Raw genomic sequence first — 22,942 nt, 5'->3', positions numbered from 1 at the left:
ACAGAGACGCGGAGGGGTTTGGTTTCTGAGAGGGAAATCAAATGAAAGATATTTAAACGATTTGTTCCTCATTATTGGGCGAAGCCCACTATACCCTGATCTTCCTCTCTGCGTTCTCTGCGGCTCTGCGAGAGATTGTTTTTTATCAAACGATGAAGCCAAGCGATCCCATCATTCGACATTGGACGTTCGATGTTCGACGTTCGTTTTTTTCACCCTTCCCCTTCCGCCCAATTTTCAATCATTAATCCATTCACCCGGCCGAACTCCTTTAGGTTGTTGGTCACCAGCGTGATGTTCAAGCTCAGTGCATGGGCGGCTATGAGCAGATCATTGCCACCAATTATCAGCCCCCGCTTCTCCAAGTCTGAACGGATATCACCGTATGCCATGGCCGCATCCTTTTCAAAAGGAAGAACGTCGATAAGATCGCTCAATGCGTTTAGCCGCCTGAGGTTTTCTTCCACGTACTGGCTTTTTTTAGCTCCATTAATTAATTCAGCAAACGTGATGACGGACATGACCACCATGCCGGGTTGGTAGGTTTCTAGCCGTTTCAACACACGGATCGGCTTGCGCTTGATTGTATAGATGCAGATATCCGTGTCCAGCATGACCGTCATAGCGGTTCCCGGTCCTGGATAGATGGCTGGCAGCGACCACCCTGCATGAAATCGTCAGACATTCCGGTCAACAGTTCGAAGGCTTTTGCCAAATTCTGAGGCTTGCGTTTTAAAATGATTTCATCACCCCGGCGGAAAATCTGTACCTCCGTCGTATCAAACTGATAGGCCTTGGGCAATCGCACCGCTTGGGAATTGCCGCTCTTAAATATTTTTGCGGTATCCATATGTTCCTCACATGATTGCATATCGTTTATGTATATACATATATGTATATATTTTATTTTTATTGTCAACTTAAAGGGGATGCTTAACCGTGTTTATTGCCAGTTCCCGGGCGAAGCCCGTCAAACATGGGTCTCTCTGCGTTCTCTGCGACTCTGCGAGAGACTGAAAAGTAATTTTGACCTGGTGAAATTCGCTATGCTTCTTCCTTTCAGAAATTTCACTGGTTAAAAATGTTGAATTTTAAATTGTTAATTAAGGTAGTTAAATATTTTAAAGTATTTTCAGGCGGAGCGGAGCGAACACATCATTCGGCGTTCGTTTTTTCATTCTGGCTTCTGACTCCTGACTTCTGACTTCTGTTCCTAACCCGATGTTCATCGCTTCCCGACTGCCGCTCTTCGCAGCTTCCCCTCGCCCCTCGCCCATCGCCTATAACCCATAGCTCCGCATTGCCAAGTACAAGGGCTTTAAAGGGTGAGGTTTTTCCGTGTTCGAAGATGCTGACTGCATGTGGTGTGCCGTTTTTAATATATTTAAATACCTTGTGTTTATGTAAGGTTAAGATTTTTTATCGGTGATTTTGCTGTTCGGGGTTATTCATTATGTCAGAAAAATGACCTGAATGGGTTAAAGTGCTGTCTGATTTTTTAATTCTGGGTGGCAAATTAAAATTGATGGTCCAGTAACAAGTCTCAATCCGTGCCACTCCCGCGAAGGCGGGAGTCTGTATTTACCTAAAACTTGTGGATCCCCGCCTGCGCGGGGATGACCCTAAAGAGAAGAATTCGACTTTTCGCGGGTCCATCAAAATTAACAATTCAAAATTTATAATTTTCATCGCTGTCAGCTCTCAGCGATGATCGGCTGCCGCCCCACACTGATGTAGGAAAAGCCCATCTCCTTCATGAAGGACCGGGAGAAGAGATTCCGGCCGTCGAAGACCACCGCGTGGCGCAGCATCTTTTTGATGCGGGTGAAGTCCGGGTTGCGGAACTGGTTCCAGTCGGTGACCACGGCCAGGGCGTCGGCGCCGTCGACGGGGTCGTACTGGTTGTCCATCACCGTGACCGACGCGTTGTCCCGCAGAATGCTCCGGGCATTGTCACCGGCCACGGGGTCATAGGCCCGGACGGTCATGCCGGCGTCGGTGAGCGACCGGATCGTGTCCAGGGCCGCGGATTCGCGCATGTCATCGGTGTTGGCCTTGAAGGCCAGACCCCACAGGGCCAGCGTCCTGCCTTGGATGCCGCCCTTCTCCTTGAAGTATCGCTTGATCTTTTCCGCCAGCATGCCTTTCTGGCGGTTGTTGACCGCGTCCACGGCCTCCACGAGAGTGGGGGTGCAGCCGTATTCCCGGGCCGTGTTGATCAGTGCGCGCACATCCTTGGGAAAGCACGACCCGCCGTAGCCCACTCCCGGGTAAATGAAGTGATAGCCGATGCGCCGGTCGGAACCGATGCCGGCCCGGACTTCGCGCACGTCCGCGCCCACCGTCTCGCAGATATTGGCCACTTCGTTCATGAAGGATATCTTGGTGGCCAGCATGCAGTTGGCCGCATACTTGGTCATCTCAGCGCTGCGAACCCCCATGACGATCATCTTGTCCCGGCTGCGGGCAAAGGGAGCGTAGAGGGTTTCCAGCAGTTTGGCCGTGCGCACGTTGTCCGTGCCCACGATCACGCGGTCGGGCTTCAGAAAATCGTTGACCGCGTCGCCCTCCTTGAGAAATTCCGGGTTGGAAACCACGTCGAACTCCACCGACACGCCCCTTGCCTTTAGCTCCTCGGCGATGATCCCCTTGACCCGATCGGCCGTACCCACGGGGACGGTGGACTTGTTGACGATGATCTTGTAGTCGTCGATGATTCGGCCGATCTGAGCGGCCACTTGGTCCACATAGGAGAGGTCGCACGACCCGTCCGGCAGCGACGGCGTGCCCACGCAGCTGAAGACGAACAAGGCGTCCTGCATGCCTTCGGCCAGATCGGTGCTGAAAGTCAGGCGGCCTTCGGCGATGTTGCGGGTGACCAGCGATTCCAGGCCCGGTTCGAAGATGTGCACCTTGCCCGCTTTGAGCCGGTCGATGATCTTTGGGTTGACATCGATGCAGACGACATCGTTGCCCATTTCCGCCAGGCAGGCGGCGGCCACGAGGCCGACGTATCCGGTTCCGATAATGCAAATGTTCAAAATTAGTTCCTTTGTTGGTTGGTTGGATTGGTTTGATTAGTTAGATTGGTTGAATTAGTTTTGTTGGTTTGGTTGGTTCGGTGAAATCATCTGTTCCAACCAATAAAACCAACAAAACAAATCGAACCAACTAAACAAGTTTTTTCCCCTCGCCCATTGTCATCGGTTTTTCCCGTTCACCATTCGACGTTGGACGTTCGATGTTCAATGTTCGTCCCTTCATCATCGCCCACAGCCTAAAGCCTTCAGTCCAACCCCCTGATCCAGCATCTGCCGCAGGGCGACGCGCCATTGCAGCGGGGCGACATCAAAGTCACGCCACGAGGCGGTGCAATTCAGCACGCTGTATGGCGGTCGCGTGGTCAGCGTGGGATAGTCGGCGGTCGTGATGGGATGGATGGGGATGCTGCGGTTCACCATTCCGCGGGCCAGCGCCTCCTCCTGGATGGCAACGGCAAAATCGTACCAGCTTGTCACACCCGCGTCCGACCAATGAAAAATTCCTTTTAAATTCTCCTTACCGACCGCTGCCCAGATGGCCTCAGCCAGGGTCGAGGCCCAGGTCGGGGCGCCGACCTGGTCGGCCACCACCCGCAGTTCGTCCCGATCGTTCATGAAGCGGAGCATGGTGAGAACAAAATTATTTCCGTATCGGCTGTAAAGCCAGGATGTCCGGATAATAACGGGATCGTCGATGACATCCAGGACGGCGATCTCGCCCTGGTGTTTGGATTTGCCGTAAACGCCTAGCGGGCTGCAGGGCGCCTCCGGCGGGTAGGGGGTGCAGGCGGTCCCGTCGAACACGTAATCCGTGGACACATGAATCAGGCGAGCGCCGGTTTGCCTGGCCGCCCGGGCAATGTTTTTAGGCCCGGTCGCATTGACGGCAAAGGCAAGGTCAACCTCTTCTTCTGCCCGGTCCACGGCCGTATAGGCCGAGGCGTTGATGATCACATCGGGTTTTTCGTCTGTGACGACGGCCTCGACCGCGTTCGCATCCGTAATGTCAATTTCCGGCAGATCGAGCGACCGGCAGGCAATGGATTGGGGAACCGTTTGCGTGAGGGTGGTGCCCAACTGCCCTTTACCACCGATGATCAGTGCCTTCATGGGAATACCTCGGCATCCTGGAATAAAACCCCATTCGCATCCTTTTCGGAAACCAGCGGGCTGCCTTTTAGCGGCCACCGGACGTTCAACGCGGAATCGTTCCAGCGAATGCACCGTTCGTGCTCAGGCGCCCAGTAATCCGTGGTTTTATATAAAAACTCGGCCACATCACTTAAAACGAGAAACCCGTGGGCGAATCCATGGGGCACCCACATCTGTTTTTTGTTTTCAGCCGTCAAATAGTCGCCGACCCATATTCCGAAGGTCGGCGATGACCGGCGGATATCGACGGCCACATCGAAGACTTCGCCGCTGATGACGCGCACCAGTTTTCCCTGGGGCTGCCGGATCTGATAGTGAAGGCCGCGAAGCACGTGCTTTTGGGATCGTGAATGATTGTCCTGAACAAAAGCGACCGGCAATCCGGTCATCTCCACAAACTTTTTTTGATTGTAGCTTTCGAAAAAAAAGCCCCGGCTGTCACCGAAGACGGTTGGCTCGATGAGGAGGACATCCGGAATCGCTGTGGGTGTGATTTTCATAGCGTCGTTAGTTTGGTTGGTTCGATTAGTTTGGCTGTGGGGGGTTAGGCTGTGGAATGTAGGAAGAGCATCGAACATCGAACATCGAACGTTTTAGTAAAGACGAACGTCGAACATCGAACGTCCAACATCGAACATCGAATGAAAGAGCAACCGCTTGAAAATGATGAACTTCCAACATGGAAAATCGAATCAAGGACCAATTAAAAAGCGAACACCAAATAAAAAAACCGCTCAACACAACTGCTATTTCTTTTTCATCTCGGCTGTTTTGATGCTGGCTACAAAAATCTTTATCAATTCCTCTGTTTCCATAACAATTCCAACTGAAAATTCAGGATTTTTAATCAGCGGCACACGCTGGACCAATCTCAACCACCTTTGGGTTTCCCGAAGTTCCTTTAATGAGATACGCAGTTTATGGATAAAATCTTTGGGTGACTCGGCGGCCTGGGCCTCTCCATGGTTTGGATAGGCCGACGTTCCCGATCTTAACAATTGCCCGGCGACATGGTTGCCAGTCCTGGTTTTTGGGAGTTGTTCAACGATCTTTATTATTTTCACCGAATATTCGAGAAGTCTTTCCTCCAGATCATATGCCGGCTTCTTCATCTTTTAACATTCACCATTCGACGTTGGACGTTCGATGTTCGACGTTCATCTTTTTTACCTTCAGCCCATCGCCTATCCTCCCTCGCCCCGACTACCCGTCAACCGCGCCATTGCTGACGCCGGGCAGGCTCTGGTTTTCAAGAGAAACGGAACCTAAACGGGCAGAAGGCACCGATTTCTTTTTCAGGATTTTCAACAGATATTGCCCATACCCGTTTTTGCCCATGGAATTGCCGATCGTCTCGAGCTGTTCATCGGTAATGTAGCCCGACCGCCAGGCGATCTCCTCCGGGCAGGCGATTTTCAGCCCCTGCCGGCGCTCCAGGATTTCCACAAACCGGGCAGCTTCCAACAATGACGCGTGGGTCCCCGTATCCAGCCAGGCATACCCTCTTCCCATCAGCGAAACTTCCAGATTTCCCAGATCGAGATAGCGTTGATTCACGTCGGTAATTTCCAGCTCACCGCGTGCCGAGGGCCGGATATCCCTGGCGATCTCGACCACCTGATGATCGTAAAAGTAAAGGCCGGTGACGGCAAAATCCGATTGTGGGTGCTTGGGCTTCTCCTCGATGCCGATCACCTTGCTGTTTTGATCAAAGGTCACCACGCCGTATCGCTGGGGATCGGTCACCTGGTAGGCAAAAATCGTCGAGGTATCCGATTTTCGATTGACCGTCGACAGGTGCCTGGAAAGATCGTGCCCATGAAAGATATTGTCCCCCAGGACCAGCGCGCTGGGATGCGAGCCGATAAAATCGCTGCCGATGATAAATGCCTGGGCAAGCCCTTCCGGTCGGGGCTGAACCGCATAGGCGATGCTGATTCCCCATTGACTGCCGTCTCCCAGCAGTTGCTCGAAGCGCGGGGTGTCCTGGGGGGTCGAGATGACCAGGATATCCCGGATGCCGGCCAGCATGAGGGTGGTCAGCGGATAATAGATCATGGGTTTGTCGTAGATCGGCAGCAACTGCTTGGATATGGCGATGGTGATGGGGTGGAGCCGGGTGCCGCTGCCGCCGGCAAGGACGATTCCTTTGCGCTTTTTTTGCATTATCGTTTCCCGTAGTTGGTTTCGATCCAGGATTGGTAGGCACCGCTGGTGACGTTTTCCACCCACTGGGCATTGTCCAGGTACCACTGCACGGTCTTGCGGATGCCGGTTTCAAAGGATTCCTCCGGCGTCCACCCGATCTCGGCCTTTATCTTCGACGCGTCAATGGCGTATCGCCGATCGTGGCCGGGCCGGTCCGTGACGAAGGTGACCAGGGTATCCCGGCGGTTCCGGTCCCCGGTCACCTCGTCCAGAATGGTGCAGATGGTGTTGACTACATCCAGGTTGGTCTTCTCGCTGTTCCCGCCGATGTTGTAAACCTCACCGGGCCGGCCCTTTTCCAGAACCGCCATGATCGCCCGGCAGTGGTCCTTCACGTACAGCCAGTCGCGGATGTTTGCCCCATCGCCGTAGACCGGTATCGGCCGGCAGTTCAGCGCATGGTGAATGACCAGGGGGATCAGCTTTTCCGGGAACTGGTACGGCCCGTAATTGTTGGAGCAGTTGGTCGTCAGGACCGGCAGGCCATAGGTGTGGTGGTAGGCCCTGACCAGATGGTCAGAGCCCGCCTTGGAGGCCGAGTAAGGGCTGTTGGGCGAGTAGGGTGTGGTCTCCGAGAAGGCCGGATCGTCTTTTTCGAGTGAGCCGTACACCTCGTCGGTGGACACGTGCAGGAAGCGGAATGCGGACCGGTCATCCGGTCCAAGGCTCTCCCAGTGGTGGCGCACCTGCTCGAGCAGGTTGAAGGTGCCGACCAGGTTGGTCCGGATAAAGTCATCCGGAGAGGAAATAGACCGGTCCACGTGGCTCTCGGCGGCAAAGTTGACAATCGCCCATGGTCTATGTTCTTCGAGCAGCGATGCAACCAGCCGGCGGTCACCGATGTCCCCCTTCACAAAGATGTGGCTCGGGTTGTCCGCCAATGGCGCCAGGTTTTCCGGGTTGCCGGCGTAGGTCAGTTTGTCCAGGTTGACGACAAGGCCTTTGCCCGTCCCCAGCCAGGTGTGAACGAAGTTGGCGCCGATGAATCCGGCACCTCCGGTAACGATAATGGTCGGCTGGGTATTCATTTTATGAAATTATCGGTCCTTTATAGTCTAAACGGCTGCTCAGGCCGCACCGTAAATTGCAGGGACACGCGGTTTTCCTTGTAGTCGTTGACATCCTCGGTGGAGTTGACCGTCCGGTACTGGTAGCCGGCGCGCATGGAAAGCCACCGCAGCAATTGAAACGAGAGGCCGCACCCGGCCCGGAATACATCGTCTTCGCGTGCCGGCAGGGTGTCTTTGTAATCGCGATAGGCATACAGGGCGTTGGCATCCCCGGTCAGGCGCCGCGTGAAGGCGTAGTCGGCCGAGAGCCCGCCCTGATAGTAGGTGTAATACCCCAGGTTCTCCGCGCTGGTCGTCGTGTAGTTGTACCCGCCTTCCCCGTCGAGACTGATGGACCCGCTCTGGAACCGCTTGGACAAACTGAGGTTCACCGGCGTCTCCGACTGGTCATGGCTGTCCTCGAAGTCGCGCACGAAATAGTGCACGCTCATCCCCAGATCCATGCTCTTGCTGATGGCGTAGTCGAAGCCGATGGAGCCATCGTAGATCTGAAAGTCATCGCTGTCGTCATCGTTGTCATGGAAGGTGTGCGCATATCCGACGAACCCGGTGAAATGGGGATTGAAGCGGTGATTGAGGCGCAGGCGGCCCACCAGGTCCGTAAAATCCTCGGACTCCTCGTATTCGGCCCGGTAGTATTCGCCATCCACATCCACCCCCCAGCGGACGTTGAACCAGTAGGCCACACCGGCCGATCCGCCAAAGCGCTCGCTGTCTTCGATGGTGGGGTCCTCGTTCTCCAGGAAGGTGTGCAGCCCGTCCACATAAGCCCGGTTCTCGTCGCCGAACTGATAATCCGCGCGGGCGGTTACCGTGTTGCGGGTGTAAGGGTTGCGCGTCCGCCGCACGGTCAGGTCCTCGTCTGAAATCGGGTCTTCGGTTTTCAGAAAGGTGTCGGTCAATTCCAACCGCGTGCTCTTGACCGGCTGCCACCACCCCGTTCCCGCGGCCCGGTGGCGCCAGTAGTCCTCATAGGTGCCGTCGGCATAATCGACGTAGGACGGGTCGTAGGACAGCGTGAGGCCGGCGGGTCGTCCGGATAGGTCCAGGGTAAGTCCGGGGGTAACCGTGGTGATGACATCGGATTCCGCATTGTCCGGCACGAGCCGCACATTGTCCGTATATTCTGCCCCGGCGCTCACCCGGGGGGTGATTTCCATGAAGGCATGGCCAGCCTGCGGCCACAGGACGAAGAAAACGGCGGCGATCTGGGTCAGCTTCCACAATGTGGTGCAGCGTCTTTGCTTTGCATCCATGGATGTTCCTTTTTCCGATGATTTGATTGGTTCCACTGGTTAAATGAGTCGGATTGGTTTGGTTGGTTCTATTAGTTGGATTGGTTGAATGAGTCGGTTCTTTTCACTCGACCCCTTGAACCCTTGACCCCTTTTTAAATGCCGAACTTCCAACGTCCAACGTCCAACGTCCAACGTCCAACGTCGAACGTCGAACATCGAACATCGAACATCGAACATCGAACATCGAACATCGAACATCGAACATCGAACATCGAACATCGAACATCGAACATCGAACATCGAACAAAAAGAAATAGACATGCTACCGTTCGGTCAACAGCTATTTATTTTAAATCCAACAAATTGAACCAATCAAACCAACTAACCAATCAAACCAACTAACCAACTAACCAACCATTTTCTACGGAACGATAATCGTATCGTCCGCCTTGATCTCGACATTCTGACTGAAGTCCCTGCCCCTGACGATATCTTTGTAGTCGATGCGGATCACCGTCTCCTCGCCCCCCTCCCGGCGAAAGACGATGATCTCTTTTTTGGAGGCCCATTCGGTAAAGCCACCGGCGATGGCGAAGGCCTGCAGGACGGTCAGATGCTTGACCAGGGGATACTCTCCCGTCTTGATCACTTCGCCCAAAATGTAAAAGCGTTTGCTGGCGCCGTTTTTGACGCTCACGGTCACGTTGGGATCGGCGACGAAATCCTTGAGTCGCCTTTGGATGTCCACCTTGAGTTCCGTCGGCGTTCTGCCGGCGGCGACGAGGTCATCCAGCAATGGGAAGGAAATTTTGCCGTCCAGGCGGACGACAATCTCGTTTCTGGAAAAGTCGGGTTCCTTCCAGGTTACGATCTCCAGGACGTCCCCATTGCCGATTATATAGGAATCCGTGGGTTCTGCCGACAGGTTGCTCTGGGAGAAACAGAGTTGAGGGAGCATGAGGAATATAATGGTTAATATGAATATAATAGGAGGTTTTTTTGGCATTTTTGACTCCATTGTTCAGTTGGTTTTATTTGTTTGATTTGTTGAATTGGTTAGTTCGTTTTATTTGCATTATTAGTTTGCTGACAGCGTTTGAGATAGGCGATCAAACCGTTAACTTTCTTCCAGACTGTATTTCCTGATAGTTTTAACTCATTCATTTCATTTTCACTGATATAGTTCTGATCAAGCGCCACATAAGCATGGCTTAAAGTTTCGGCAATAGAAGATCGAGAATAATCAAGAAATTTTAGAAAGTCTTTTGAACTGCTTCGATGGAAACCTTCAGCGGTATTGGCCATTGACGAAACCGCACTTCTCCTTATCTGGCTGATCAAATCAAAGTCTTTAGTAAAGGGCTTGTTTTTCGTCAACCTGTAGATAATCCCGACAAAAGATCTTGCCTCTTTCCAGCAATCAAGATCCTCAAAACGCTTTATTGTCGCCACGAACGCTCCAATTATCTGAACGAATCAAACTAACCAACTAATTCAACCAACTAACAATAATAACCCCTATACCACTCCACAAACCGGCCAATACCTTCGGCTATGGAGGTTTCCGGTTTAAAGTCCACATCCCTGATCAGGTCATTGACGTCGGCATAGGTGGCCGGCACGTCACCGGGTTGGAGGTCCATGAAGTTTTTGATGGCGGTTTTTCCCAGGACGGCTTCGATGGCACTGATGAAATCGAGCAGTTCAACCGGCTGGTTGTTGCCGATGTTGTAAATCTTGTAATTGACGTAGGAGGAGCCGGGGTCCGGTGAATCACCGCTCCAGGCCGAGTTGGGATCGGGTCGTCTTTTCATCACCCGCACCACGCCTTCGACGATATCGTCGATATAGGTGAAATCACGCTTCATTTTGCCGTGATTGAAGACATCGATGGGCTTGCCGGCCAATATAGCTTTGGTAAACAGGAACAGGGCCATGTCCGGCCGGCCCCACGGGCCGTATACCGTAAAGAACCGCAGCCCGGTGCAGGCCAACCCGAACAGGTGGCTGTAAGTGTGGGCCATCAATTCGTTTGATTTTTTGGAGGCGGCGTACAGCGAGACCGGGTGGTCCACGTTGTGATGCACGGAAAACGGCATGTTCGTGTTGGCCCCGTAAACCGAACTGGAGGAGGCGAAGACCAGGTGTTTGACCCCGTGATGCCGGCAGCATTCGAGCACGTTGACGAACCCCACCAGGTTGGAGTCGACATAGGCCTGGGGATTGGTCAGCGAATATCTCACACCGGCCTGTGCGGCGAGGTTCACCACTACCTCGATGGTGTTCTCCTTGAAGATCGCTTCGAAGTCGGCGGCCTGCGAAATGTCGGTCCGGTGAAAGGAAAACGACGGATAAGCGTTCAATATGGCCAAGCGATCGTGTTTCAGCTGCGGGTCGTAGTAGTCGTTGAGAATGTCCACCCCGACGACCCGGTATCCTTCATCGAGGAGTCTTTTGGACAGGTGAAAGCCGATGAAGCCGGCCGCACCGGTAACCAGGGCGTTTTTGAATTCCAGATGCATGTTAGAACCTTTGTTGAATTGGTTGAGTTGTTTGAATTGGTTGAGTTGTTTGAGTTGTTTGAGTTGGTTGAGTTGGTTGAGTTGGTTGAGTTGGTGGCGGTGGACCCCAAAAACTGGACAATGTGCTAAGCTATGAGTCAGACCAAAAATGAGGAGGATCTGACGATGGGTAACAAGCGCAAATCACACAGTCCACAGTTCAAAGCCAAGGTCGCTCTGGCTGCCATTCAGAACGAAGAAACCGCAGCACAGTTGGCCAGTCGATTTGGTGTTCACCCCACCATGATTTCCACCTGGAAGCGGCAGATGCTCGACGGTGCAGCCGATATCTTCGATAAAAGCCACCGATCCAGAAAACAGGCCGATGCCCAAACCGCCGAACTGTACCGCCAGATCGGTCAACTCAAGGTGGAAAACGATTTTTTAGCACGCAAGCTCAGCAGCTGAATCGCAAACAGCGTAAATCCATGATCGATCCGTTGGATCGGCAGCTGAGCGTTTCCCGGCAGTGTGAACTAATCGATCTTAGCCGGTCATCCTATTACTACCAACCCATACCCATAAGCCAAGACGAGCTGGAACTGATGCGCAAGATCGACGAACTGTATCTTACCAATCCATCCTCGGGCAGCCGAACGATCAGCCGCCAGCTGGATCGTCAGGGCATAACAGCCAATCGCAAACGGGTTCAGCGGCTGATGCGATTAATGGGTATCGAGGCGGTGTATCCCAAACCGCGGACCAGCCGCCCCCATCCCCAGCATAAGGTATATCCTTATCTGCTAAGGGGTATGACCATCAGTCGCACCAATCAGGTTTGGGCCAGCGACATCACTTTCATCCCCATGGCCAGTGGGTACATGTATCTGGTGGCGATCATGGACTGGCACAGCCGCAAGGTGCTCGCCTGGCGGATATCCAACACCCTGGACAGCGCCTTTTGTATCGATGCCCTTAAAGAGGCGTTGAGCCGCTATGAGCCACCGGAAATCTTCAATACCGACCAAGGGGCTCAATTTACCAGCAACGCGTTCACCAAGGTTCTCATCGATAACAAGGTCGCCATCAGTATGGATGGTCGGGGTCGTTGCCAGGACAATATATTCGTCGAGCGGCTGTGGTGGACCCTCAAACACCAATACATTTACTTGCACGCATTCGACACCGGTAAGGCGCTGCGGCAGGGTCTGGGCCGGTGGCTCGATTATTACAATCACGAACGGGGCCATTCGGCCCTTGACGACAGAACCCCGGATGAGGTTTATTACGGTCTGCCCCATCCTTTCGCCGAGGCTGCCTGATGCCTTTTTATCTTTTAAAAAGCTCTCGGCTCATAGCTTATTCTACCCCTCAGGCTGTCCAGCCGATGGGGTCCACCTCCGGTTGAGTTGGTTGAGTTGGTTGGATAATGCTCTGAACGAATTAAACCAATAGAACCAATTTAACCAAAAAACTATTTTTAAGATAGCTCCGCATGGTGGCGTACAAGATCGAAATCTTTATAACCAACCGTAAATATATTATTTTTATATAACCGTTCGCCAAAGACCGGAGTCTTTAACAAACAATTTTAAATGCCGAATTTTCAATTTTAAATTCGAACATCGAACATCGAACATCGAACATCGAACATCGAACATCGAACATCGAACATCGAACATCGAACAAAAAATCCACATTCTACCGGACAGTCAACCGCTATTTTTTGCTTTTCTTTCCAACCCATTGAACCAATTCGACGAATTCAACCCACTTAAACGAATTCAACCAATCAAACAGCTATTCATTCAAAATTATTAATTATCGAGCCTGTTTCAAAACGTTTCAGTTCGGTCAAAATCAAGGCAGGCGATCATTTCAACCGCAGGCGTAGCCGCGCTACGTCGAGGATTGAAATGGGAGCCCAACGCCGATATTGGCTGAAATGGGACGTTTTGAAATTGGCTCACTTATGGTACCCTTTTTTATATTCCTTATAACGGCCGTAGCCGTATCGCTCCGTGACCGGCGTTTTATAGCCGTTGAGCACCACGCCTAAAATCTTCTCCCGCCCCAGCACGTTGACCAGATCGTTCACCATGCTTTTCGGCGTTTTACCGGACCGCACCACGATAATGATCCCATCGATATATTTTGCCAGCGCCGTGGTTTCGGCGGTCAGCTGGGGCGGCGGCGAGTCGACGATAATGAAGCGGTCGCTGTATCGATTCTTGACCTGCTGGAGCAGGTGTTTCATCGCCTGGCTGGACAAAAGCTCGGAGGGGTTGTCGGGGGTCGACCCGCCCGGCAGGATGGTCAGTTTATCGACGACCGTTTTCTTAAGCAGCGAAGCGAGTTCGACGCCCTTGGACAAGTACTCACACAACCCGGGGACATTGTCGGCAAATCCGAACTGCCGGTGGATGGCGGACCGGCGCATGTCGCAATCCATCAACAGCACATGTTCTTCAACCCCCTGGGCGATGCTAATGGCCAGGTTGCCGGCGACGAATGATTTGCCATCTCCCGGCACGGCGCTGGTGACCATGATCGACGGCGGCGGCGCGCCCTCCTTGGGAAACAGGATGTTGTTTCGCAACACCTTGAAGATCTCGGCTTCCATGGATGCGGAGTCATGGTAGACGACCAGGTTGGGGTCGATGTGAGGGGCATCGCTGCGCCGCACTTCACGACCCGGATTGGCAGCCGCTGCACCCGCAGTCTTTGTCCTGGCACTGCCGGTGATGGATCGGGTCTGAGAAATCACTTTTAGACTCTGCCGTTTTTCAAATTTTCCCAATGCTTCGTGGATCTTTCCCATTACACGTACCTGGCTTTCTGTTTATTGAACCCTCCCCGCGGCAAGCCGCGGGGAATGGTCCGCCTGTAACGGCGGTGCTGCGCAGCAACGTAAGGATGAACGTCTATTTTCAGTTCGCTCGCTATCGCGGTTCATCCCAACCAAATTTTCAGGGCATTGAGGGTCTGATCCACCCCCTTCAGGTAAAGAGCGGTAAAACCGGCGAAAAGGGCCAACGACGCGAACGCAAAACACGCGCAGGCGACATGCTCGACGGTGCGCAGTATTCTCGTCCGCCGGCTGATAATCTCGGGAATCATGCACAGCACCGGCAGCTTCAGATCGGATTCGATCTCCTCGGGGCGCTTGAGGGAGCTGTCCAGGTACTCGAGCAGGAAAATGATGCCGCCGCCCACGGCCAGGCCGGCCCCCACGACGAGGGCGAACAGCTTTTTCATATCGGGTTTGATCGGCTTTTCCGGCAGGCGGGCGCTGTCCACCACCCGGAACTGCTCGCCTTTCTGCTTGCGCTCCATGTTGACGGCGATTTCAGCCTCGAGTTTCCGGGCCAGCAGGGAGTTGTGGGTGGCCAGGATGTTGTCGTAGTCCCTTTTCAGGGACAGAAGCTCCTGTTCCCGTTTGGGGGTATTCTCAATCCGCTTCTGGTAGATGCGGATCTGTTCTGTCGTGTCGGCGATGTCCCTTTCGATTCTGCGTATTTCTTCAATTATTTCATTGTATTGCGCCCGAATTTCCGGGGACTCCGAAGCCGACGCGCCTTGTCCGGCGGCCGGCCCGTCGGCGGCGGGCTGGTCGGCGGCGGGCGGGCCTTGAGACGGTTTCTGCAAGTCCGCAATTCTGGCCTTCAAGCGGAGCACATCCGGGTGGCGCTCCGTATAGCGGGTGAGCAGGTTCTCCAGTTGGGCCTGCAGCTGGTCGAGATCGTTGGATTCGGCCGATTGGGTGCCCCCCGCGACAACCTTGGCCGGTTGCTCCTTCAAGGCGGCGGCTTCGTTCTGCAGGGTCGCCAGCCGTATCTTGGCATCGCTCATGCTCTGCTGGATCTCGCCCAGGTGCGCCTGCAGGCGGTCGAGAATTCTCAGGTTTGAGTCAAGCTGCTCGGGAAGCTCTCCCATATAGGCTTCGCGGTAATTCTTCAACTGGGTCTCCACCTCTTCGAGGCGCTTTTTCATCACGGTCAATTCATCGTCGAGAAAATCGCTGGTCCCGACCGCCTGAGCTTCCCGTAGACGAAGATTCTCATCGATGAAAAAGGTGGACAGCGTATTGGTAATCCGCATCACCCGTTGCGGATCCTTTCCCTGATACGAAATGGTAAAGGCGTCGTTCTCCCGTCGTTTGTCGTTGGACACCGAGACCGAGATGTTTTTGCGGAGGTTGTTGATTTTATCTTCCACGTACAGGTTTTCAAATTCCGGCCCCTTGTACAGCTGGAACTCCTCGATGATCTTTTCCAGGTTGGTCCGGCTCAATATCTGCTGGGAGAGGGTGCTGATCCGCTCTCCGGGATCGGTGGTAACAATGGATTGGACATAGTTTTGAGGGACCTTTTGAGGCTGGATCAGGATCAGTGTGCTGGCTTCGTAAACCCGCGGGAGTTTAACGGAAAGAACGATGCCGACAACCATTGCCAGAAAAAAAGGTACCATCACGATCCATCGTCGTTTGATGACAATATCAAGGATGGTTTTCGGATCCATCGGTATGGGTTGGGGGGGCATGATTAACCGCTTTCGTTTAGTTCGTTTTATTGGTTTAGTTCGTTTTATTGGTTGAGTTGGTTGAGTTGGTTGAGTTCACGGTCCACAGAAAAGACTCAAATCCATTCCATGCAACCGCTTCAAAACAAATTTAACTATCTCAACGAATCAAACCAATTCAACTAACCCAACTAATCAAACGGTTCTTTTAAACCAGTTGATATTCCTTGGCCTTGTTCAGCATCGATTTATAGCTGATGTTCAGCAACTTCGCCGCTTTTTTACAGTTGCCGTGGGTGGTGAACAGGGCCGCTTTCATGATCCGGCTTTCAACCCGCATGGCATACCGCTGCTTGGCCTTCTTCAGGGGCAGATCCCGGTTGTTTTCCAGAAACCGGCGCACATCGTCGTTCAGATTCATGGTCGATCCGCCGATCTGGCGGCTGCGCGTCACGATCTGATTTTTGCACCAGGTTGACAAATTCTCCGCCCAATGGGCCGCATCTCCGGCCAACGCCCGTTTGATGGAGCCTTTGAGTTCCGAGACATTGCCCGGCCAATCATAGTTACTGAGAACCGTGCGAACCTCCTCAGGCAGTCGAAAAATAGCCCCACTGTGCCGGATGCTGTATTGAGACGCAAAAAAGTCCGCCAGCACCGGCACGTCATCCCTGCGATCCCTGAGCGGCGGCAGGGTCATTTTCAGTACACTGAGCCGATGGTACAGGTCTTTCCTGAACCGGCCTTCACGGCTGGACCGTTCCAAATCGGTTTCTGCGAGCGCGATTAGCCGCACGGTCTCGCGGGCGTCGTTGCGTTTCCCGTTGGCTGAAGGCGTTTCCATGATCAGCAGCAACTGAGCTTGCTGGGCAATCGACAGGTTTTCGATATTTTCGATAACGGTGAAAAGGATTTTCCCGCCGGCGCCGGACGGCGAATGAATACGTTGATGGGTTTTGTGAATCCAGCCGCCGGAAATGTCCCCGTCATTGATAAACACCGGAACCCTATTTGCATCCGTCGCGCAGCTATGGATGGCTTTGGCCATCAGTCGCTTTCCGACCCCCGGTTCACCCTGGATCAGCACCGGCTCTGTGGATCCACCGAACAACGGCAAGCGTTCGATGCGCCTTTGGGATTCCTGGGACCCGGCAATTAAAACGGGACGGCCGCCATTGGTTTTCGATTCAGCCAGTAGCGCCAACACACCCTGAAAGTCCTTTTCATCGGCCGGGTATCGCAAAAAAATGAGATCGACCAGCCAGTTGTTGCGAACGAAGCTTTCAATTTCACTTTGATTCGATAGGATGATAATCGGGAATGTACTTCGGATCGCCTTGGCGATATTGACAAACCGGATCGCCGTCTCCCGAGAATCGGGTCGCAATACCGCAAAGGCAGGTCTGAAATAGTGGATGTTCTCCAGGCAGATCCATTCGTCGTTGAAACAGATCGGCACAACACCACAGTTGGACAGACGAATGCGGATATCATCTCTTTGGGCTTGATCGTTATCGAGAACGAAGGCAGTGGCCGGTTCCATATTAAAAAACAATCGACTTTTTTAAATTTGGCTTCAATTTTAATTCACTAACGCACCTGGTAGCTCTGTTTCTCTCTTGCCGTTCTCCCTTTACAATTACCATGCCAGCTAAAATTATTGGCTCCAACAGGTACTGGTCCTCAATTGGGATTGCCTATATCAATTTGTTTTCGTTATATATTTATAGATTTTCGGTCGGAACCGCCACTTTCCGTACCTGCACCTGATTGTCAAAGATCGCTCCAGCGAAGTGAACTCATATTACATATTATGAAAACTTTTTCCACTTCTGAAATCACAATCCGAAAAAGAATATTGAACGCAAGGTGTTATATACTTATCGGCAAAGTTGGGCTAAGTATTAAAAAAAAACGCCCCTGAATGAAAGTTATGTAAAAACTTGCCATTTTTTGAACATTCATATATAGCATCCATATAGTCAGATTTTGCCCTTCCACCTTATGGTTAAAAAACATAAGAGGCTGAAATGAAAAAGCCTTTCAAACTCTTAATCATCGATGACGCCGAAGAGATCCTCACCGCGCTGACGAATTTTTTTTCCCAGAAAGAATATGACGTCGTTTCCGCGGCCAATGGTCTCGACGGGTTGAAGCATATCGAGGCCAAAGATGCCGCTTTCGACCTGATCATTACGGATCTTGTGTTGCCGAACATCAGCGGGGTGGCCATCATTTCAATCGTTAAGAAAAAATTTCCCGATACCCCGGTGATTGCCATTACCGGTTGGGGAGAGCACCCGGAATCATTGGCAAAGGAAGCCCATGCCGATTATGTGCTGGAAAAGCCATTTAAACTGCCTGAACTGGAACAACTGGTTAAGAAATTATTGAAATGAGTAACCCTTCAAATTCAAAATCGGGACCACCCATAGTCGGTGTGAGCAAAAACATCGAGCGGGTTCGTGAGTTGATCGAGCATGTGGCGAGCACGGGCTTAAATACGGTCGTTTTTGGTGAAAGCGGTGTGGGCAAGGAAGTGGTTGCCCAAAACCTGTATCAAAAATCTCCCCGGCTGGGCAAACCATTTATCAAGATCAACTGCGCGGCCTTGCCCGAAGGCCTGCTGGAAAGTGAACTTTTCGGCTACGAACGGGGCGCCTTCACCGGTGCGGAACAAAGGAAGAAAGGCAAATTTCAGCTGGCCCACAGCGGCGTGCTGCTTCTGGACGAAATCGGCGACATGTCCCTTCCCCTTCAGGCCAAGCTGCTTCATGTACTCCAAAGCGGCGGCGAATTTTCACCCCTTGGATCTGAAAAAGAGGTCAAGGCGGACACCTGGGTAATCGCGGCCACCAATCACGACCTGAAAAAGGATATCGAGGAAGGAAGGTTCCGAGAAGATCTCTATTACCGGCTCAACATTATCAAAATCTATCTTTCACCGTTGCGGGAGCGGCCCGAAGACATCCCCCCGCTGATTGATTACTACATCAAAGAATACACCTCCATGCTCAATAACCGGCACATCGAAAAACCGGGCCCAAAAATAATCGACCGGCTGTGCACTTACAGTTGGCCGGGAAACGTCCGCGAGCTTCAAAACGTCCTGAAACGGATGCTGGTGCTGGGCGATTGCGGTCAGATTGTCGAGGAGCTTTTCAACAGCGAACGGATCGTGTCCCCGACCAGCGGGACGGATGATAAGCTGAACCATCATGCCTCGCTGTCAAAAATACTCGATTTAGGCGGCAAGAATTCTCCTGACAGCCAATCTTTTTCACTGAAAAGCGCCAAGAAAAATGCAGTGGAAATGGTGGAACGGGAAATTATTTCCCATGTTCTTGGAAAAACCGACTGGAATCGAAGCAAGGCCTCAAAGATATTAAAGATCAGCTACAAAACACTGCTCTATAAAATTAGCGATCTTAATATCATTCCGCCGGAGAAATGACGCAGAATGGTTTCATTGGTTTAATTTGTTTGTTAGTTTAATTAGTTAGGTTAAATTTGAATCCTTGACCCCTCGACCCCTCGGATCCTATTTTTATAAACCAACCAATTAACCAACCCAACCAATAAAACGATATTGCAAAAGAATCCAGGAGTCAGAAGCCAGAATTCAGAATAATGGATTCGCCTTCGGCTCAGGTCTTAGATTAAAGGGGGTAGAGCGCAGCGACATCATTTTTCTTCTGACTTCTGACTCCTGACTTCTGACTCCTGACTCCTGGCTCCTGACTCCTGACTCCTGACTCCTGGCTCCTGGCTCCTGACTCCTGGCTCCTGACTCCTGACTCCTGACTCCTGGCTCCTGACTCCTGACTCCTGACTCCTGACTCATAGCAAACCAACCCAACCAATAAAACCAATCAACCATCCATCCGCATCATCACCCGAAACCCCAGCGCCGGGCCGAAAAGGTCGGGATCGAAGCGAAACCGTCGGCTGCAGCGGGCGCTCCAGGCATCCAAATTCCAACTGCCGCCACGAATCACCCGGTCGGTACTGCCGCCGGTGCAAACCGGGTCATTTTTTGTGTGACGCCGGTAGGCTTCCGGATGATAGATGTCCCGACACCATTCCCATACGTTTCCACTCATGTCGTAAAGACCTATCTTGTTTGGAGTTTTTTGGGCAACCGGAGCGGTACCTCCGAGGTTGTCGTCCTCGAACCAAGCCACCGCCTCAGGACTTTGTCCGCCGGCGTATAGTTCATTTTTTCCACCGCTGCGGGCGGCATATTCCCACTGGGCTTCCGAGGGAAGATCAAAATGCAGACCGGTTCCCGAAGCCGCGTTGAGTTTATCAATAAAGTTTATGACATCGACCAGCGTCACCTGTTCCACCGGATGATCGTCACCGCTGAAATTTGAGGGATTTTCCGCCATCAGACGTTTCCATTGAGCCTGAGTCACCGGACAGGTTGCCATGTAAAAATCCGAAAGGCTCACCTCGTGAACCGGTTTTTCGTCTTCGACCCCTTCATTGAACGTGTCTCCCATGGAAAAGGTGCTGCCGGGAACGAACACAAAAGTCATATCGGTAACGGGATCGGTGAAAGGGCTCCCCTCGTCCGGAAACTCCGCGACCTTTTTCCCGGCCGTTTTTGAAATAATGCGAGGCGCCGCAGTGACCTCTTCATCGGAGTCAAGCAAACCGGTTTCTTCTGCCAAAAGCGTCAGCCAAGCGTGGACGAATCGTAAAGATGCCGGACGTGGAAATCCGTCGTCATTCGCTCCGGCTTCGAGCCATCGGGCGATGACTTGAAAATCCAGCGCCGTGGATAGGTTCGGTCCTGGCGCCATCTCCATTTCCATGTGACGGATGACATTCCCACGGCTGAACAGATCGATCAGTTGCCCGCTGGCGAAATCCCTGAATTCACTATTCTCACCGCCGATTTCAATCTCCAATTCCAGCAGACCTCGCATAATCGCAGCGGAAGCCTGACCGCGGACCAACGCATACACCGATTTCAGCAGGTTGTTAAAAATTGTCCGTGACAGGGAACGCGCCTGGTCGAATTCCCGGTCCTGAACACAGCCGGCCAGCCGGTTCAATTGATCCATGATCGCTTTTGATTTCATCGTGTTGATACTCATCGTTTTTGTCGGTTCGTTATTTGTTTTGATTGGTTGGGTTGGTTCGTTGAGATCGCTTCAATCCAATTATTCATAGAAGATGATAACATATCTTATTCGGCGTTGGATGTTCAATGGTCGATGGTGGACGTTCATTTTTAAAAAAAGGATTCAAGGATTCGAGGATCCAGGGGGTCAAGTGAGACCAATCAGACTAATCCAACTAATTGCAGTAAATTAAACATCGGGCTAAGCCCGAGCGACCCGAAGAGGTTCGGACCGATCCGGAGAGCCATTCAGCCGGCAAATGGTTATTTGAACGTCGAACAGTGAACATCGAACGTCCAACGTCGAATGCGGAGATCGCTTCTCTCCGTCAATCTGTTAAAAGAAGCACCGGGTCATAGGTGCAGTTGAAATAGGGTTTAATCGCATTAAAACCGATAGAATGCCTTATTCGAAGTTCGACGTTCGATGTTGGACGTTGGACGTTGGATGTTCGGCGTTCATGGGTTTGGGTTTCAGCCCCCTTCGGAGGGGGCTTGATCAAACCACCCTTTAAGCGGGTGGTCGGTGATTTTTGACAAGGTTCCCTCGCCCCTATGGGACGAGGGGGGTACCGGAGCCCCGGCATTCCAGGGTTCGAAGCAGGACCAATCCAGCGAACCGATCAAACCAACCCACCAATTAAACCAATCAACCAAATTTATTTTTCATTCAACCTCCTGCCGGCAACCGGTTTCCCGGGTAAACAGCAGTAGAATAAAGGAAACCACAACCCATACCAGCATCAGGGAAAATCCACTGTGGTAGGCGCCAACGCTGTAGACCCTGACGCCTTCCACCATCTGCCCCTGCCACATCCGGTCCAGCACCAGGCCCACCGCCGGCTGCAGGACCATCGGGCCGGTCATGACCCCCATGTTGATTACGCCCGACACCGTCCCCGACAAATGGGATGGCACCGATTCTTTCGCGAACGCAAAACTGATGATCATGCAGCCTGATGAGAAGCCGGTGATCAGCAAAACCGGAATCAGAATTGTCAGGGAAATATCGGTTGCCAGAAGAATTACACCCCACCCGGCCGCCGAGATCCCGCATCCTGCCAGATAGAGCGTTTTCCGGTTTCCCCACCGGTCTGAAAACCACCCGAAAAAAGGCCCACCGACCGCCCAGGCCACGAGCAGTGCCGATGTCAGGCTGGCGGCAGCGGCGGTAGAAAGTCCATGAAGAGCGGTCAGATAGGGCACCCCCCACAGCCCGGAGAAGGTGAGTACGCATCCCACAATTCCGCCGGGAATGATGAACAGCAGCCAGGTGTTGCGGTAGGCAAGCACCTGAACGATCCCTTCGACAACACCTGTCTCCGGCTTTAATGGGCCTGCCAAACCTGCAACCGGCAAATCTTGATATCCCTTTTCATGGGGAAAATCCCGCACGACGATCCAGGTGCCGGCCCCGATGACCAGAGTAACTGCGGCGGAAAGGAAAATGACGCTGCGCCAACCGAACAGGTCCACCAGAAAACGCAACGGCGTGCCGGCAAAGACGGCCCCGACAATCCCGAAAAAAAGGGCCAGTCCCGATACCAGTGCAAACCGGCGGGCAGGAAACCAGTTGGCCGCCACCTTGAGCAGCCCCACGAAGGCAACGGCAACCGACCCGCCGATGAGAAGCCTTCCGGCAGCAGCCCAGCCAATGCCCGGTGCCAATCCAAACATCACGGCCCCCATGGCGGCGACCAGTGCTCCCAGGGTGAGCAGACGCCGCGGCCCCCAGCGGTCCGCCAGAATGCCGGTGGGAATCTGCATGGCCACATAGCTGTAAAAATAAAAGGCGGAAAGATTTCCCAGGGAAGCCGCGCTGATCTGGAAATCGCGCATCAGCTCGCCGGTAATTACCGCCGGTGCCACCCGGTGAAAAAAACCCATCAGGTAAAAAACCGCACCGAAGCTCCAGACAAACAGGCCGGTGGCCATGGAAGGGGGGGTGTTATTGGTGCTTATTGAGTTCATTGAGTTTATTGGGTCACTGAGTTGGTTGAATTAGTTTAATGGGTTGGATGGGTTGGATTGGCTTGGTTATAATTTTGAATTTTTAGTTTTGAATTTTAAATTTTTAGCT

20 protein-coding genes are annotated in these 22,942 nt (G+C 52.6%); 3 read left to right on the top strand and 17 right to left on the bottom strand.

The genetic code is table 11. The features are described from left to right. Nucleotides 1-212 precede the first annotated feature (212 nt). From ACHZBS_RS23985 to ACHZBS_RS23930, 12 genes are all read right to left on the bottom strand, one after another. Nucleotides 213-623 carry a type II toxin-antitoxin system VapC family toxin gene (locus tag ACHZBS_RS23985; RefSeq protein WP_319409016.1) on the bottom strand — a complete coding sequence of 137 codons (411 nt, stop codon included), beginning with the start codon at nucleotides 621-623 and terminating at the stop codon, nucleotides 213-215. After that, nucleotides 620-850: a type II toxin-antitoxin system VapB family antitoxin gene (locus ACHZBS_RS23980; RefSeq protein ID WP_319409015.1), complete on the bottom strand. Its 231-nt coding sequence runs from the start codon at nucleotides 848-850 to the stop codon at nucleotides 620-622. Before ACHZBS_RS23980 ends, ACHZBS_RS23985 begins: the two co-directional genes overlap by 4 nt. A gap of 844 nt (nucleotides 851-1,694) precedes the next feature. Then, nucleotides 1,695-3,041, bottom strand: a complete 1,347-nt coding sequence (locus tag ACHZBS_RS23975; protein WP_319409014.1) for a UDP-glucose/GDP-mannose dehydrogenase family protein — start codon at nucleotides 3,039-3,041, stop codon at nucleotides 1,695-1,697. A gap of 222 nt (nucleotides 3,042-3,263) precedes the next feature. Further along, complete coding sequence (gene rfbD / locus ACHZBS_RS23970) at nucleotides 3,264-4,151, bottom strand: dTDP-4-dehydrorhamnose reductase (protein WP_319409013.1); 888 nt, start codon at nucleotides 4,149-4,151, stop codon at nucleotides 3,264-3,266. Then, nucleotides 4,148-4,693, bottom strand: a complete 546-nt coding sequence (rfbC, locus tag ACHZBS_RS23965) for a dTDP-4-dehydrorhamnose 3,5-epimerase (RefSeq protein WP_319409012.1) — start codon at nucleotides 4,691-4,693, stop codon at nucleotides 4,148-4,150. The genes rfbD and rfbC overlap by 4 nt, the downstream gene beginning before the upstream one ends. 246 nt (nucleotides 4,694-4,939) lie before the next feature. After that, nucleotides 4,940-5,305, bottom strand: a complete 366-nt coding sequence (locus ACHZBS_RS23960; protein ID WP_319409011.1) for a four helix bundle protein — start codon at nucleotides 5,303-5,305, stop codon at nucleotides 4,940-4,942. A gap of 91 nt (nucleotides 5,306-5,396) precedes the next feature. Beyond that, a complete protein-coding gene (rfbA, locus tag ACHZBS_RS23955; protein WP_319409010.1) occupies nucleotides 5,397-6,359 on the bottom strand; it encodes a glucose-1-phosphate thymidylyltransferase RfbA in 963 nt (320 codons plus the stop codon). Beyond that, nucleotides 6,359-7,429: a dTDP-glucose 4,6-dehydratase gene (gene rfbB, locus ACHZBS_RS23950; RefSeq protein WP_319409009.1), complete on the bottom strand. Its 1,071-nt coding sequence runs from the start codon at nucleotides 7,427-7,429 to the stop codon at nucleotides 6,359-6,361. The genes rfbA and rfbB overlap by 1 nt, the downstream gene beginning before the upstream one ends. A 20-nt stretch (nucleotides 7,430-7,449) precedes the next feature. Continuing rightward, nucleotides 7,450-8,727, bottom strand: coding sequence for an outer membrane beta-barrel protein (locus ACHZBS_RS23945; RefSeq protein WP_319409008.1), 1,278 nt, complete (start codon nucleotides 8,725-8,727; stop codon nucleotides 7,450-7,452). Between the two features lie 403 nt (nucleotides 8,728-9,130). Beyond that, complete coding sequence (locus tag ACHZBS_RS23940) at nucleotides 9,131-9,715, bottom strand: polysaccharide biosynthesis/export family protein (RefSeq protein WP_319409007.1); 585 nt, start codon at nucleotides 9,713-9,715, stop codon at nucleotides 9,131-9,133. Between the two features lie 50 nt (nucleotides 9,716-9,765). Then, nucleotides 9,766-10,161, bottom strand: coding sequence for a four helix bundle protein (locus ACHZBS_RS23935; protein ID WP_319409006.1), 396 nt, complete (start codon nucleotides 10,159-10,161; stop codon nucleotides 9,766-9,768). A 50-nt stretch (nucleotides 10,162-10,211) separates the two neighbouring features. Beyond that, nucleotides 10,212-11,231 carry an NAD-dependent epimerase gene (locus ACHZBS_RS23930; protein WP_319409005.1) on the bottom strand — a complete coding sequence of 340 codons (1,020 nt, stop codon included), beginning with the start codon at nucleotides 11,229-11,231 and terminating at the stop codon, nucleotides 10,212-10,214. Between the two features lie 165 nt (nucleotides 11,232-11,396). Here ACHZBS_RS23930 and ACHZBS_RS23925 point away from each other — a divergent pair. Further along, a protein-coding gene (locus ACHZBS_RS23925) for an IS3 family transposase (RefSeq protein WP_319409109.1) occupies nucleotides 11,397-12,532 on the top strand; the annotation gives its coding sequence in 2 pieces (ribosomal slippage) (nucleotides 11,397-11,676 and nucleotides 11,676-12,532; 1,137 coding nt in all). Nucleotides 12,533-13,176: 644 nt separating this feature from the next. Here the strand turns inward: ACHZBS_RS23925 and ACHZBS_RS23920 are convergent. The 3 genes from ACHZBS_RS23920 to ACHZBS_RS23910 form a co-directional block, all read right to left on the bottom strand. After that, a complete protein-coding gene (locus ACHZBS_RS23920; protein WP_319409004.1) occupies nucleotides 13,177-14,031 on the bottom strand; it encodes a CpsD/CapB family tyrosine-protein kinase in 855 nt (284 codons plus the stop codon). A 131-nt stretch (nucleotides 14,032-14,162) separates the two neighbouring features. Further along, nucleotides 14,163-15,752 carry an XrtA system polysaccharide chain length determinant gene (locus ACHZBS_RS23915; protein WP_319409003.1) on the bottom strand — a complete coding sequence of 530 codons (1,590 nt, stop codon included), beginning with the start codon at nucleotides 15,750-15,752 and terminating at the stop codon, nucleotides 14,163-14,165. Nucleotides 15,753-15,939: 187 nt separating this feature from the next. Beyond that, nucleotides 15,940-17,274: a sigma 54-interacting transcriptional regulator gene (locus ACHZBS_RS23910; RefSeq protein ID WP_319409002.1), complete on the bottom strand. Its 1,335-nt coding sequence runs from the start codon at nucleotides 17,272-17,274 to the stop codon at nucleotides 15,940-15,942. Nucleotides 17,275-17,761: 487 nt separating this feature from the next. On the opposite strand from ACHZBS_RS23910, the gene ACHZBS_RS23905 reads away from it, so the two are divergent. Together ACHZBS_RS23905 and ACHZBS_RS23900 are read left to right on the top strand one after the other, a co-directional pair. Then, nucleotides 17,762-18,130, top strand: a complete 369-nt coding sequence (locus tag ACHZBS_RS23905) for a response regulator (protein ID WP_319409001.1) — start codon at nucleotides 17,762-17,764, stop codon at nucleotides 18,128-18,130. A 41-nt stretch (nucleotides 18,131-18,171) separates the two neighbouring features. Beyond that, nucleotides 18,172-19,185, top strand: coding sequence for a sigma-54 dependent transcriptional regulator (locus ACHZBS_RS23900; RefSeq protein ID WP_319409000.1), 1,014 nt, complete (start codon nucleotides 18,172-18,174; stop codon nucleotides 19,183-19,185). Nucleotides 19,186-19,603: 418 nt separating this feature from the next. Here ACHZBS_RS23900 and ACHZBS_RS23895 read toward each other — a convergent pair whose 3' ends face one another. Both ACHZBS_RS23895 and ACHZBS_RS23890 read right to left on the bottom strand, forming a co-directional pair. Further along, nucleotides 19,604-20,821 (bottom strand): SUMF1/EgtB/PvdO family nonheme iron enzyme, encoded by a 1,218-nt coding sequence (locus ACHZBS_RS23895; RefSeq protein WP_319408999.1) that lies wholly within the window; start codon nucleotides 20,819-20,821, stop codon nucleotides 19,604-19,606. A 707-nt stretch (nucleotides 20,822-21,528) separates the two neighbouring features. After that, the gene (locus ACHZBS_RS23890) at nucleotides 21,529-22,833 is read right to left on the bottom strand and encodes an MFS transporter (RefSeq protein WP_319408998.1); all 1,305 of its coding nucleotides are present in this window, start codon (nucleotides 22,831-22,833) and stop codon (nucleotides 21,529-21,531) included. Between the last annotated feature and the right edge of the window lie 109 nt (nucleotides 22,834-22,942).

The sequence above is a fragment of the uncultured Desulfosarcina sp. genome (assembly GCF_963664155.2).
Lineage (GTDB): Bacteria > Desulfobacterota > Desulfobacteria > Desulfobacterales > Desulfosarcinaceae > Desulfosarcina.
This window is presented reverse-complemented; position numbering and strand designations above follow the sequence as displayed.

What these genes read in the sequence shown, in the direction of transcription:
- rfbB (WP_319409009.1), bottom strand. Translation starts at nt 7,429, where the DNA reads ATGAATACCCAGCCGACCATTATCGTTACCGGAGGTGCCGGATTCATC.
- rfbC (WP_319409012.1), bottom strand. Translation starts at nt 4,693, where the DNA reads ATGAAAATCACACCCACAGCGATTCCGGATGTCCTCCTCATCGAGCCA.
- ACHZBS_RS23905 (WP_319409001.1), top strand. Translation starts at nt 17,762, where the DNA reads ATGAAAAAGCCTTTCAAACTCTTAATCATCGATGACGCCGAAGAGATC.
- ACHZBS_RS23910 (WP_319409002.1), bottom strand. Translation starts at nt 17,274, where the DNA reads ATGGAACCGGCCACTGCCTTCGTTCTCGATAACGATCAAGCCCAAAGA.
- ACHZBS_RS23895 (WP_319408999.1), bottom strand. Translation starts at nt 20,821, where the DNA reads ATGAAATCAAAAGCGATCATGGATCAATTGAACCGGCTGGCCGGCTGT.
- ACHZBS_RS23940 (WP_319409007.1), bottom strand. Translation starts at nt 9,715, where the DNA reads ATGCCAAAAAAACCTCCTATTATATTCATATTAACCATTATATTCCTC.
- ACHZBS_RS23985 (WP_319409016.1), bottom strand. Translation starts at nt 623, where the DNA reads ATGACGGTCATGCTGGACACGGATATCTGCATCTATACAATCAAGCGC.
- ACHZBS_RS23930 (WP_319409005.1), bottom strand. Translation starts at nt 11,231, where the DNA reads ATGCATCTGGAATTCAAAAACGCCCTGGTTACCGGTGCGGCCGGCTTC.
- ACHZBS_RS23960 (WP_319409011.1), bottom strand. Translation starts at nt 5,305, where the DNA reads ATGAAGAAGCCGGCATATGATCTGGAGGAAAGACTTCTCGAATATTCG.
- ACHZBS_RS23945 (WP_319409008.1), bottom strand. Translation starts at nt 8,727, where the DNA reads ATGGATGCAAAGCAAAGACGCTGCACCACATTGTGGAAGCTGACCCAG.
- ACHZBS_RS23915 (WP_319409003.1), bottom strand. Translation starts at nt 15,752, where the DNA reads ATGCCCCCCCAACCCATACCGATGGATCCGAAAACCATCCTTGATATT.
- ACHZBS_RS23980 (WP_319409015.1), bottom strand. Translation starts at nt 850, where the DNA reads ATGGATACCGCAAAAATATTTAAGAGCGGCAATTCCCAAGCGGTGCGA.
- rfbD (WP_319409013.1), bottom strand. Translation starts at nt 4,151, where the DNA reads ATGAAGGCACTGATCATCGGTGGTAAAGGGCAGTTGGGCACCACCCTC.
- rfbA (WP_319409010.1), bottom strand. Translation starts at nt 6,359, where the DNA reads ATGCAAAAAAAGCGCAAAGGAATCGTCCTTGCCGGCGGCAGCGGCACC.
- ACHZBS_RS23920 (WP_319409004.1), bottom strand. Translation starts at nt 14,031, where the DNA reads ATGGGAAAGATCCACGAAGCATTGGGAAAATTTGAAAAACGGCAGAGT.
- ACHZBS_RS23890 (WP_319408998.1), bottom strand. Translation starts at nt 22,833, where the DNA reads ATGAACTCAATAAGCACCAATAACACCCCCCCTTCCATGGCCACCGGC.